Origin of the sequence: Mycobacterium paraffinicum (assembly GCF_001907675.1) — a bacterium.
In the GTDB taxonomy this organism is placed as follows: domain Bacteria; phylum Actinomycetota; class Actinomycetes; order Mycobacteriales; family Mycobacteriaceae; genus Mycobacterium; species Mycobacterium paraffinicum_A.
The window spans coordinates 29,385-41,894 of record NZ_MPNT01000002.1 but is presented as its reverse complement, the minus strand read 5'-3'; the positions used below and the strand labels follow the sequence as shown (position 1 = coordinate 41,894).

10 protein-coding genes are annotated in these 12,510 nt (G+C 68.2%); 7 read left to right on the top strand and 3 right to left on the bottom strand.

Annotated elements, in window-relative coordinates; all coding sequences use genetic code 11:
* Positions 1 to 33: 33 nt before the first annotated feature.
* The gene (gene purD, locus BRW65_RS02810) at positions 34 to 1,305 is read left to right on the top strand and encodes a phosphoribosylamine--glycine ligase (RefSeq protein WP_073871103.1); all 1,272 of its coding nucleotides are present in this window, start codon (positions 34 to 36) and stop codon (positions 1,303 to 1,305) included.
* Here purD and BRW65_RS02805 read toward each other — a convergent pair.
* Together BRW65_RS02805 and BRW65_RS02800 are read right to left on the bottom strand one after the other, a co-directional pair.
* Positions 1,299 to 2,882, bottom strand: coding sequence for a gamma-glutamyltransferase family protein (locus BRW65_RS02805; RefSeq protein WP_073871707.1), 1,584 nt, complete (start codon positions 2,880 to 2,882; stop codon positions 1,299 to 1,301). The two genes, purD and BRW65_RS02805, sit on opposite strands and share 7 nt — an antisense overlap.
* A gap of 73 nt (positions 2,883 to 2,955) precedes the next feature.
* On the bottom strand, positions 2,956 to 3,867 hold the full coding sequence (locus tag BRW65_RS02800) for an alpha/beta hydrolase-fold protein (RefSeq protein ID WP_073871101.1): 912 nt from the start codon (positions 3,865 to 3,867) through the stop codon (positions 2,956 to 2,958).
* Between the two features lie 60 nt (positions 3,868 to 3,927).
* Between BRW65_RS02800 and BRW65_RS02795 the strand changes: the two genes are divergently transcribed.
* Positions 3,928 to 4,590: a TetR/AcrR family transcriptional regulator gene (locus tag BRW65_RS02795; RefSeq protein WP_073871099.1), complete on the top strand. Its 663-nt coding sequence runs from the start codon at positions 3,928 to 3,930 to the stop codon at positions 4,588 to 4,590.
* Here the strand turns inward: BRW65_RS02795 and BRW65_RS02790 are convergent.
* Positions 4,524 to 5,270: a DUF429 domain-containing protein gene (locus BRW65_RS02790; RefSeq protein ID WP_073871097.1), complete on the bottom strand. Its 747-nt coding sequence runs from the start codon at positions 5,268 to 5,270 to the stop codon at positions 4,524 to 4,526. The genes BRW65_RS02795 and BRW65_RS02790 overlap by 67 nt on opposite strands.
* Before the next feature lie 117 nt (positions 5,271 to 5,387).
* Here BRW65_RS02790 and purB point away from each other — a divergent pair, with 117 nt between their 5' ends.
* From purB to adh, 5 genes are all read left to right on the top strand, one after another.
* Positions 5,388 to 6,806 (top strand): adenylosuccinate lyase, encoded by a 1,419-nt coding sequence (gene purB, locus BRW65_RS02785; protein ID WP_073871095.1) that lies wholly within the window; start codon positions 5,388 to 5,390, stop codon positions 6,804 to 6,806.
* The gene (locus tag BRW65_RS02780) at positions 6,803 to 8,050 is read left to right on the top strand and encodes a cytochrome P450 (protein ID WP_073871093.1); all 1,248 of its coding nucleotides are present in this window, start codon (positions 6,803 to 6,805) and stop codon (positions 8,048 to 8,050) included. The genes purB and BRW65_RS02780 overlap by 4 nt, the downstream gene beginning before the upstream one ends.
* 432 nt (positions 8,051 to 8,482) lie before the next feature.
* Positions 8,483 to 9,439 carry an alpha/beta hydrolase gene (locus tag BRW65_RS02775; RefSeq protein ID WP_167373989.1) on the top strand — a complete coding sequence of 319 codons (957 nt, stop codon included), beginning with the start codon at positions 8,483 to 8,485 and terminating at the stop codon, positions 9,437 to 9,439.
* Positions 9,440 to 9,602: 163 nt separating this feature from the next.
* Positions 9,603 to 10,877: a GAF domain-containing protein gene (locus BRW65_RS02770; RefSeq protein ID WP_073871091.1), complete on the top strand. Its 1,275-nt coding sequence runs from the start codon at positions 9,603 to 9,605 to the stop codon at positions 10,875 to 10,877.
* Between the two features lie 98 nt (positions 10,878 to 10,975).
* Complete coding sequence (gene adh, locus BRW65_RS02765; RefSeq protein WP_073871089.1) at positions 10,976 to 12,499, top strand: aldehyde dehydrogenase; 1,524 nt, start codon at positions 10,976 to 10,978, stop codon at positions 12,497 to 12,499.
* The last annotated feature ends 11 nt before the right edge of the window (positions 12,500 to 12,510 follow it).

Here is a 12,510-nt window from a genome sequence, read left to right as displayed (position 1 = left end):
GTGTGGCGTTTGCCCCGGCTAGTCTGACGTGTCGTGCGAGTCCTGGTGATCGGTTCGGGTGCCCGAGAACATGCGCTGCTGCTGGCGCTTCGGAAAGACCCGCAGGTCACGGCGCTGTTTGTCGCGCCCGGCAACGCAGGCACCGCCCGGGTCGCCGAGCAGCACGACGTGGACGTCACCTCGGGTTCCGACGTCGTCGCTTTGGCGCGCGAGGTGCGGGCCGACCTGGTGGTCATCGGTCCGGAGGTCCCGCTGGTGTTGGGCGTGGCCGACGCCCTGCGAACCGCCGGCATCGTCTGCTTCGGGCCCAGTAAGGACGCCGCCCGCATCGAAGGGTCCAAGGCGTTCGCCAAGGAGGTCATGGCCGCAGCCGGCGTGCGCACCGCGGTCAGCGAAACCGTTGACAGCCCCGCCCATTTGGACACCGCCCTGGACCGGTTCGGGCCTCCGGCGGGCGACCCGGCCTGGGTGGTGAAGGACGACCGGCTGGCCGCGGGCAAGGGCGTGGTGGTGACCGCGGATCGCGGTGTCGCCCGGGCGCACGCCGCCGGGCTGCTCGAGGCGGGTCACCCGGTGCTGCTCGAGTCGTTCCTGGACGGGCCCGAGGTGTCGCTGTTCTGCGTCGTCGACGGTGAAACGGTGGTGCCGCTGTTGCCCGCGCAGGACTTCAAGCGTGTCGGCGACGGAGATACCGGCCCCAACACCGGCGGTATGGGCGCCTACGCACCGGTTCCGTGGCTTCCCGACGAGGTGTACCGCGACATCGTCGGCAACATCGTCGAACCCGTTGCGGCTGAGATGGTTCGGCGCGGCAGCCCGTTCTGCGGTTTGTTGTACGTCGGGTTGGCGATCACCGGCAAGGGACCGGCGGTGGTCGAATTCAACTGCCGCTTCGGCGACCCCGAAACCCAGGCCGTGCTGGCGTTGCTGGACTCACCGCTGGGCCAGCTGCTGTACGCCGCCGGTACCGGCAAGCTGGCCGACTTCGGCGAGTTGCGCTGGCACCAGGGTGCGGCCGTCACGGTGGTGCTGGCCGCGGAGAACTATCCCGGCCGTCCCCGCGTCGGGGACGTGATCGCCGGCGCCGAGGCCGAGGGAGTGTTGCACGCGGGCACGGCGCGCCGCGACGACGGGGAGGTCGTGTCGTCGGGAGGTCGGGTGCTGTCGGTGGTGGGTACCGGCGCCGACCTCGCCGCCGCGCGGGCGCAGGCATACCAATTGATCGGGTCGATCCGGTTGCCCGGCAGCCACTTTCGAAGTGACATCGCGCTACTGGCCGCCGAAGGCAAGATCAGCGTTCAGTAACCCGCGGCTTGGCCGTCGCGGCGGGGATCGCTGACCGCCAAATATCCGTCGTCGAGCCGCCAGATCGCCTGGCAGCTGCCAAACTGGTTGTAGTCGTCCACCGCCAGCAGGTCGTGCCCGCGGCGACGCAATTCGTCCAGCGTCGACGCGGGAAACCCCGGCTCAAAGCTGACCTGCATGCCCTGCACCCAACGAAACCGGGGACCATCGCAAGCCGCTTGCGGGTTTTGGCCGTAGTCGGCGATGCGGACCACGACCTGCACATGCCCCTGGGGCTGCATCGGGCCGCCCATCACTCCGAAGCTCATCACCGGTGCACCGTTCTTGGTGACGAAGCCCGGGATGATCGTTTGGAATGGCCGCTTGTTCGGCCCGACCCGATTCGGATGACCTTGGTCGGCAACGAAACCCGCTCCGCGGTTTTGTAGCGAAATGCCGGTTCCCGGCACCACCACCCCGGACCCGAAACCCATGTAATTCGACTGGATCATCGACACCATCATCCCCGATGCATCGGCAGCGGTGAGATATACGGTGCCGCCCCGGGGAGTGCCCGCCGACGCCGGCTTCGCCTGATCGCGGTCAATCAGGCCGGCCCGCCGCCTCAGATACTCCGCATCCAACAGGCCCTCCGGACGGACCCTCATGTGGTCGATGTCGCAAACGTATGCCTGCGCGTCGGCGAAGGCCAGCTTGAGCGCTTCGATCTGCAGGTGCAAACTCTCGGCCGAATCGACTGGGAGCGAAGACATGTCGAAATGCTGGAGGATCCCGAGCGCGATCAGCGCCACGATGCCCTGGCCATTGGGCGGAATCTCGTGAACTGTGAGCCCGCGGTAGGTTCCGCTGATGGTGCCTACCCAGTCGGCGCGGTGAGCCGCTAGGTCGCTGGTCCGCATCACGCCGTCGTTGGCCAGGGCGTGTGCCTCCAGCCGCTCCGCCAGCTCCCCGCGGTAGAACACCTCGCCGTTGGTCGCGGCGATTTTCTCCAGCGTGGCCGCCTGCTCGGTAAACCTGAACACCTCACCGGGTTTTGGTGCCCGCCCGCCGGGCATGAACGCTGCGGCGAAGCCGGGCTGCTCTGCAAAGAGTGGCACCTGCGCCGCCCACTGGTCCGCGACCGTGGGCGAGACCAGGAAACCCTTGTGGGCGTAGCCGATTGCCGGCGCGAAGAGTCTTTCGAACGCAAGCCTGCCGAACTTGGCATGCAGTTCCGTCCACGCCGAGACCGCCCCCGGCACGGTCACCGCGTTCCAGCCGAGCGTCGGAACGGCGTTGCCGCCGAAGTATTCCGGGGTCCAGGCCGCGGGCGAGCGACCCGACGCATTCAGCCCGTGCAATTGCCGGCCGTCCCACACGATGGCGAAGGCGTCCGACCCGATGCCGTTGGATACCGGCTCCACCACCGTCAGGGCGATGGCGGTGGCGACCGCCGCATCCACGGCGCTTCCGCCCTCGGCGAGCATCCGAAGGCCCGCTTGGGCGGCGAGCGGTTGTGACGTGCACACGACGTTTTCCGCCAGGATGGGCTTTCGCGGCCAGGCGTACGGGAAGTCCCAGTCGAATGGTGCGGTCACCCTCGCGAGCGTAACGCCGGCGTGACGCGCGGTGACCAGCGCCGCGCTGGCGTGACGCGGGCCCACTCGGCCATCAGGCCGTCAATAGCGGGGCCATCCAGGTGAGCTCGGCCGGCAGTTGCGAACTCCAGAACTCCGCGTTATGCCCACCGGGTGAGAAACCGCCCGCGGGCGGGTTGGGCAGTTGCGCGATGAATTGCTTGGTGGCGCCGTAGAACGGATCGCTGTCGCCGCAATCGATCCGAATGGGAATCGACGCCAGCGCCGGCATGCCGAACACCGAGTTCGCCGCGAAGTCGTCGGGCCCGTCGAACGCGCCGGGCGCCGCGGCGCCGGAGGACAGCCACAGCGCGGGGCTGACCGCGCAGATGGCCGCGGTGCGTGCCGGGCCCAGCCGACCGCCGAGCAGCAACGCGCCGTAGCCGCCCATCGACCAGCCGAGGAACGCCACCCGCGAGGTGTCCAGACCCTGGTTCCCCAGCATGGGTATGAGCTCGTCGAGCACCATGGCCCCGCTGTCCTCGCCGGATGCCCTCTTGTGCCAGTAACTGCCCCCGCCGTCCACGGCGACCACGGCAAAGGGCGGCAGCCCCGCGTTGACGGCCTGCGCCAGACCCTGCTCGACGCCGCCGGCCATCACCGTCGACGCATCACTGCCCTTGCCGTGCAGCGCGATCACCGGTCGCAGCGCCTTGGTCTGACCGGGCGGGCGCGCGATGGCCCAGTTGGTGTTGATGCCGCCGCGCGCCGCCGAGACGAAGGAACCGGTCACCATGGTGGGCGCCGGCTGACCCGGGGGGGCCGGCTCGAGGGGCGGTGGCGGCGCCAGCGGCGCCTGGGTGCCGGCCCGCGATAACGGCATCGCCTGGGACGGCCGCGGCTTGAACAGGATGTCGAGGGCATAGGTGCCGACTGCGCCCGCCGCCGCGCTGGCACCGAGGCCCAGCAGGGCACGGCGGCTCAAGTCGGGCATGCGGGCCATCATGCCAGGCCGTTTGGCGGAAATGGCAATGCAGTACCACTTTGGCTGGCACGATGGCTACTCGTGACGGCAGCAGTCACTCCCAAGGGAGAACGTCGACGGTATGCGCTCGTCAGCGCCGCCGCCGAGCTGCTCGCCGAAGGCGGTTTCGAGGCGGTGGGGCACCGCGCGGTAGCGCGGCGGGCCGGACTGCCGTTGGCTTCGACGACGTATTACTTCTCGTCCCTTGACGATTTGATCGCGCGCGCCGTCGAACACATCGCGATGATCGAGGTGGCGCAGCTGCGGTCGCGGGTTGCCGCGCTGTCCCGCCGGCGTCGCGGCCCCGAGACCATCGCCGAGGTGTTGGTCGACCTGCTCGTGGGAGACGTGTCCAGCCCGGGACTCAGCGACCAATTGATCTCGCGCTACGAGCGGCACATCGCGTGCACCCGGCTGCCCGCGTTGCGCGAGACGATGCGGCGCAGCCTGCGCCAGCGCGCGGAGGCCGTGGCCGAGGCCATCGAGCGATCGGGCCGGACGGTGCACATCGAGCTGGTGTGCACGCTGATCTGCGCGGTCGACGGTTGCGTGGTGTCCGCCTTGGTGGAGGGCCGCGATCCCCGCGCGGCGGCGCTGGGGACGGTGGTCGATCTCATCGACGTCCTCGCGCCGATCGATCAGCGGCCCGTGCGGTCGGCGGGCAGCGATGGCGTCACGATGTACCCGGTGGCGAAGTCGCCGTAGATCGTCACGTCGGCCGGGCAGCGTTGTGCGTACAACGCCACGTAGGCGCATACGACGGCATCGATCGGATCCTCGGCGCGGCGCAGCTCGCTCTTGCGCCGGGCGGTGGTTACGCAGGTGCGCAGCCGTCCCCAATCGTCATGGCCTGTCACGTGTAACGGCACTGCGGTGTGCGCCAGCCTCTCGATTCCGTCCATCAGCACGAGAAGCTCGGATTGCAGCTGTTCGACGCCGCGGCCGGGCTTGGCCTTGTATTTGAGCGTCCGCGCAAGGCGGAACAGCACCACGGTCGCCGGATGCGGGTAGACCTCGATGGCGCGCCGCGCCGCCGGGGAGCGCGGGTCCGTGTCGAGGCCCAGCGCGTGGGCCAATCGCGCCGCGCGTGGACCGTGGGCGAACTCGGGTTTCCCGGTGTTGGCCGGATGGGCGCCGGCTTCGAACCTGCGGAAGTCGCGGTTGAGCGCCGCTTCGGCGGGCCGCTGGCCGGTCGGATTGGTCACCACCAGCGGCGCGTCGAAGGCGACGACGCAACTTCCCCGCACGTACGGCGACAACGCGGCGAGCACCGTGGCGTCGTCGCGTGCCGCGCCGATGTGCACGAGGTGGCCGTCGGCGTCGACGGCCGCCACCCCCGTGGGGTTGCGCCCGGCCCAGGCCAGATCGACGCCGGCGAAATACACCCTGCCCAGGGTAGGGGCCTCTGAAAGTCACGTTGGCCACACAGGTACCAGCGCGAAAAGGGCGCGATGTGACCGCAAACCGGTCGGCGGGGCGGGCCGATCGTAAGCTCTATGTCTGTGAGCATTCCGAACGTCCTGGCCACCCGGTACGCCAGTGCGGAGATGGTCGCGATCTGGTCGCCGGAGGCCAAGGTCGTTGCGGAGCGCCGGCTGTGGCTGGCGGTGCTGCAGGCCCAGGCGGAGCTGGGTGTGGACGTTCCGCAGGACGCCATCGCCGACTACGAGCGGGTGCTCGAGGACGTCGACCTGGCCTCGATCGCGGACCGCGAGCGAGTCCTGCGCCACGACGTCAAGGCGCGCATCGAAGAATTCAACGCACTGGCCGGCCACGAGCACGTGCACAAGGGGATGACCAGCCGCGACCTCACCGAGAACGTCGAGCAGCTGCAGATCCGGCGGTCGCTGGAACTGGTGTTCTCCCACGGTGTCGCGGTCGCGGCGCGGCTCGCCGAGCGGGCGGTGGCCTACCGCGACCTGGTGATGGCCGGACGCAGCCACAACGTCGCCGCGCAGGCGACCACGCTGGGCAAGCGGTTCGCCTCGGCCGCGCAAGAGACGCTGATCGCGCTGACCCGACTGCGCGAGTTGATCGACCGCTACCCGCTGCGCGGAATCAAGGGCCCGATGGGCACCGCCCAGGACATGCTGGACCTGCTGGACGGCGACGCGGTCAAACTGGCCGAGCTGGAGCGGCGGGTGGCCGAATTCCTCGGCTTCGCAAGCGTTTTGACCAGCGTCGGGCAGGTGTATCCACGCTCGCTGGACCACGACGTGCTTTCGGCTCTGGTCCAGCTGGGCGCCGGACCGTCGTCGATGGCCCACACCATCCGGCTGATGGCCGGGCACGAGCTCGTCACCGAGGGTTTCGCGCCCGGCCAGGTCGGGTCCTCGGCAATGCCACACAAGATGAACACCCGCAGTTGTGAGCGGGTCAACGGGCTGCAGGTGGTGTTGCGCGGCTATGCCTCGATGGCCGCCGAGCTGGCGGGCGCGCAGTGGAACGAGGGCGACGTGTTCTGCTCGGTGGTGCGCCGAGTCGCGTTGCCGGACAGCTTCTTTGCCATTGACGGGCAGATCGAGACGTTCCTGACGGTGCTCGAAGAGTTCGGTGCCTACCCGGCGGTGATCGCCCGCGAGCTGGACCGCTACCTGCCGTTCCTGGCCACCACCAAGGTGCTCATCGCCGCCGTCCGCGCCGGCATGGGTCGCGAGGCCGCGCATCATGTGATCCGCGAACATGCGGTCGCGACGGCTCTGGCGATGCGGGAACGCGGCGCGGAGCCCGACCTGCTGGACCGGTTGGCCGCCGACGAGCGGCTGCCGCTGGACCGGGCCGCGCTGGACGCCGCGCTGGCCGACAAGAAGGCGTTCATCGGCGCCGCCGGTGATCAGGTGGACGAGGTCGCCGCGCTGGTGGACGCGTTGGTGAGCCGCTATCCGGACGCCGCCAAATACGCTCCGGGCGCGATCCTGTGACCCTCGCCGGCGCGCTCGCGGGGATCGACTTCACCGATCTGGACAACTTCGCCAACGGATTTCCGCACGACCTGTTCGCCATGCACCGCCGCGAGGCGCCGGTGTACTGGCATGAGCCGACCGACAACACGCCCGACGGCGAGGGCTTCTGGTCCGTCGCCACGTACGCGGAAACCCTTGAGGTGTTGAAGGATCCGGGGACATACTCCTCGGTCACCGGCGGGGGGCGCCCGTACGGCGGCACGCTGCTGCAGGACCTGGCGATCGCCGGCCAGGTGCTCAACATGATGGACGACCCCCGCCACTCGCAGATCCGGCGACTCGTCAGCTCCGGGCTCACACCGCGAATGATCCGGTTGGTCGAGGACGACCTGCGGGTGCGGGCGCGCCGGTTGCTCGACGCGGTGGTGCCGGGTGAACCGTTCGACTTCTTGGTCGACATCGCCGCCGAGCTGCCGATGCAGATGATCTGCATCCTGCTGGGAGTGCCTGAGTCCGAACGACATTGGCTGTTCGAGGCCATCGAGCCGCAGTTCGATTTCGGCGGTTCGCGCAAGGCCTCTCTGTCCCAGCTGTCGGTCGAGGAGGCCGGGTCGCGGATGTACGACTACGGCCAGCAGTTGATCGCCTCGAAGCGAGCGGAGCCGACCGACGACATGCTGTCGGTCGTCGCAAACGCGACGGTCGACGACTTGGACGCGCCGTCGCTGTCGGATCTCGAGCTCTACCTGTTCTTCAGCCTGCTCTTCAGTGCCGGCGCCGAGACGACGCGCAACGCGGTCGCCGGCGGGCTGCTGGCGCTGGCCAGTCACCCGGAGCAATTGCGCGCCCTGCGTGCGGATCTCGACGCCCTGCCGACCGCCGTGGAGGAGATCGTGCGGTGGACCTCGCCGTCGCCGTCCAAACGGCGCACCGCCACGCGCGACGTCACGCTCGGTGCGCAATCGATCCAAGCAGGAGAAAAAGTCCAGGTGTGGGAGGGCTCGGCGAATCGCGACCCCGGCGCATTCGAGCGCGCCGACGAATTCGACATCACCCGAAAGCCCAATCCGCACTTGGGGTTCGGTCAGGGTGTGCACTACTGCCTGGGTGCCAATCTGGCCCGGCTGGAACTGCGCGTGCTCTTCGAGGAGCTGTTCTCGCGGTTCGGTGCGGTGCGCGTTGTCCGGCCGGTCGAATGGGCCCGCAGTAATCGGCACACCGGCATCCGGCACCTGATCGTGGAGCTCATCGAGGAGCGGTGACCATCCGCTCCGAGCCGGACAGCTGGACCCCGATGGTCCGCGCGTCGATTACGAGCCTGGCCATCCGATCGCTGGCCAGGGCGTGGCCGGCGGGTCCCTGCGGGCGGCCAGCCTCTGGCTAGTGCCGCTGATCCACGTCGGCCTGCGCCGCATCAACTGTCGGCCGGGTTCGCTAGCGTTCGCCCGTTGTGGGGTAGGCGTTGGTGTTCCCGCTGGGCATGTACTCCGCCGCCAGCTACGCTGCGGCCGCCGAAGTCGGTCGGCGTTGTCTGACCACGGTTTCGCTGGTCATCTTCTGGGTCGCGTTGGGGGCGTGGCTGATTGTGGTCGTCGCGGGATTGCTGTGCGGGTGGCGACCTGCGGGTAGGCGCGCGTATGCGCAAATTTGCGCTTCGGGCTGAACTGTTGCGCACGAACCTGCATAATCTCCCGGTGACCAAGACCTCCCGTGTTCGCTCGTTCGTCGTTGCCCTGCTGACTGCGCTGCCGATGCTGGCGATTCCGGTCGCCGCCGCGGACCCGCCGCAGGGTGCGCACATCACCGACATCCAGCACGTCAACGACCGTTGGGACAAGGTTTCCGTCTATTCGCCGTCGATGAACACGGTCATCGTCAACGATGTTTACCGGGCCCCCAACGCGGGTGCGCCCACCTTCTACCTGCTGCCGGGCATCGATGGCGGCGACAGCAGCGCTTGGTTCGGCATGACCGACATCCAGGGGTTCTTCGCCAACAAGAACGTCAACGTCGTCTCCCCGCTCGGCGGTGCCTTCAGCTGGTGGACCAACTGGGTCAACGACCCCGGCAAGCAGTTTCAGACTTACATGACCCGGGAGCTGCCCCCGCTGATCAACGCGCAGTACCACGCCAACGGCAAGAACGCGGTCGGCGGGTTGTCGAGCACCGGCGGCACCGCCATCGACTACGCCGTTCAGGCGCCGGGAGTCTTCAGGGCAGTCGCCTCCTACAGCGGTTTCCCGTCCGTTTCCGACCCGGATGAGGCCCAACAGGTCGCGCTGACACTGGGGGCAGGCGGCCAGAGCGCCGAGAACATGTGGGGGCCCCTGGGTGGCCCCGAATGGGTGGTCCACGACCCGTCGAAGAACGCCGGAAAGTTGAGGGGCGTCGCGGTTTACGCCGCCGCCTCCGGCAGCGGCGGCGTGGGCGACGTCGACCGGCTGCCCGCGGGCTTCGGGCCGAACATCGCCGGCGGGCTCATCGAGCGCATAACCGCGGACAGCACCAAGCGGTTCGCGGATGCGGCCAACGCCGCAGGCGTACCGATCACCTACATTGTTCGTCCCGAGGGATCGCACACCTGGGGCCTCTTCGAGTCGGAGATGCAGGAGTCCTGGAACACCACCGTGCGAGCGGCGCTCGGCGCATAACCCAGTTAACTGGCGCGGTTGTGGTGCACCCGGATCTCCGCGGTCGTTAGCCTTCCCAACCGGGGCCAAAGGTCCCTGTGTGGTTCAGCTGGATTTCAGTATCGTGAGCTCACGCGCTTGCTGAATCACTGGTGGCGCGATGACCGTATCGTTGGTGACAAGGATGAAGAGTGCGGACGGAGTAGCTGCGCCGCGGCGCGCGGCGCCGGCGCTGCGCGAGTTGCACGAGCTCTTCGTCGGGGGTCAAGTCGGTTCGACCTATCTCGATTCCACTCCGGTGCGACGTCTCGTCGCGGACAGCTGGAGGCGCAGCCTGGCGACGGGTGTCGACCCGGACCGCGGTGGTGGACAGACCTCGTCGGCGCCGGTCACGGTAGAGCGGTTGCGCAGTGCCCACCCGCTCGCACCCGCCCTGCCCGTCATCCGTCGCCTGCTGATCGACGATGCCGCCGAGTCGGGTGTCGTCGTCGCGGTGACCGGAGCCGACGGGACGCTGTTATGGGTGGACGGCGACCGTGAGGCATGCCGGAAAGCCGAGTTGATGGATTTCGTGCCCGGCGCCGATTGGAGTGAGCGTGGTGCGGGGACCAACGCGCCCGGTACCGCGCTGGCGCTGGATCGTGAACTGCAGATCCGTGGTTCGGAACACTTTTGTCGCCTTGTGCAGCCATGGAACTGCACCGCGGTGCCCCTGCATGATCCGACGACCGGTGCTCTGATCGGCGCCATCGACATCACCGGCGGCGCGAGTGTCGCCTCACCGCAGACGCTGGGGCTGATGCGTGCGACGGGCGTCGCCGTGGAGAACCACCTGGCGCTGTTGCGCGCGAGCGCCCGGGGGCCGGTGGTATCCGGCGAGGCGCGGCTGACGGTGCTTGGCGCGGCACGCCCCACCTGCCGCCTGGAGCGGGGCGCGCCCGCGGTCTTGACCGGCCGCCACGCCGATATCTTGGTCCTCCTCGACCGGCACCCCGAGGGCCTCAGCGCGGACCACCTCGCAGTGCTGCTCGACGACAGGGATCTCGATGTGGTGACCATCCGCGCCGAGATGTCGCGGCTGCGACGCGTGGTGGGGGAGCGCCTGATCAGCTCGCGCCCTTACCGGCTCACCGAACCCATCGCCAGCGATATGGGTGATGTTTTCGACGCGCTGCGCCGCGGCGACGTCGCACAAGCGCTCCGCTGCTACGCCGGCGCGTTGCTGCCGCAATCGGTGTCGCCGGGTGTGGCGAGGGTGCGCGCCGAACTCTCAAGTACCCTCCGCGCGGCTGTCATCGCGTCGAACAATATTGTCCTCCTCGCGGATTGGCTGAAATTGCCCGAGGCGCGCGACGACCGGCACGGGTGGCAGATGCTGCATGACCGCTCACCCATCGGCTCGCCGGAGCGAGCGCAAGCGAAGGGCCATCTAGCCGGTCTTGACTTCGACCTCACCTAACCCGCCTCGGCGTTGGAACGCGTGCAACCGTGCTGCAACCCCCGCTTACTTACCTTGTGTGACAACCGACACAACTAGTCGAAAAGGCAGGTGGCCGAATGACCGTATTCGCACGTCCGGGCGAACCCGGTTCACTGATGGCGTTCGAGTCCCGCTACGGCAACTTCGTCGGAGGCGAATGGGTGCCGCCGGCGGGTGGCCGGTATTTCGAGAATCCGACGCCGGTGACCGGTGCGGCATTCTGTGAGGTACCGCGCTCGACCGACGCCGACATCGACGCGGCGCTCGACGCCGCCCATGCGGCGGCGCGCGCCTGGGGCAAGACGACCGCGGCCGAACGGGCGGCGATCCTGAACACGATCGCCGACCGGATGGAAGCGAATGTCGAATCGCTTGCGTTGGCCGAATCCTGGGACAACGGCAAGCCGATCCGCGAGACGCTGGCCGCCGACATCCCGCTGGCAATCGACCACTTCCGGTATTTCGCCGGCGCCATCCGTGCCCAGGAGGGGTCGCTGAGCCAACTCGACGACGACACCGTGGCCTATCACTTCCACGAACCGCTGGGTGTGGTCGCTCAGATCATCCCCTGGAACTTCCCGATCCTGATGGCGACCTGGAAGCTGGCCCCGGCGCTGGCCGCCGGCAACGCCGTCGTGCTCAAGCCCGCCGAGCAGACGCCCGCGTCGATCCTGTACTTGATGAATCTGATCGGTGATCTGCTGCCACCCGGTGTGGTCAACGTGGTCAACGGATTCGGCGTCGAGGCCGGCAAGCCGCTGGCGTCGAGCGACCGGATCGCCAAGATCGCGTTCACCGGCGAGACCACGACCGGGCGGCTGATCATGCAATACGCCAGCCAGAACCTGATCCCGGTGACGCTGGAGCTGGGCGGCAAGAGCCCGAACATCTTCTTCTCCGACGTGCTGGCCGCCCACGACGATTACCAGGACAAGGCGTTGGAGGGCTTCACCATGTTCGCCCTCAACCAGGGCGAGGTGTGCACGTGCCCATCAAGAGGCTTGGTTCAGGCCGACATTTACGCCGAGTTCCTGGAACTGGCGGCGATCCGGACTAAGGCGGTGCGGCAGGGCGATCCTCTGAACACCGAAACGATGATCGGAGCGCAGGCCTCCAACGACCAGCTCGAGAAGATCCTGTCCTACATCGAGATCGGTAGGGACGAGGGCGCGCGAGTGGTCACCGGTGGTGAACGTGCCGAACTGGGCGGCGACCTCAACGGCGGTTACTACGTGCAGCCCACGATCTTCGAGGGCACGAACGCCATGCGCATCTTCCAGGAGGAGATCTTCGGCCCGGTCGTCGCGGTCACGTCGTTCACCGATTACGACGACGCGATCAGGATCGCCAACGACACCCCGTACGGGCTGGGCGCCGGGGTGTGGTCCCGCGACGGCAACACCGCTTACCGCGCTGGCCGCGACATCAAGGCCGGCCGCGTGTGGACGAATTGCTACCACGTCTACCCGGCCCATGCGGCGTTCGGCGGCTACAAACAGTCGGGCATCGGCCGCGAAAACCACAAGATGATGCTCGACCACTACCAGCAGACGAAGAACCTCTTAGTGTCTTACGGCACCAAGGCCCAGGGCTTCTTCTGACCGAGATCCCT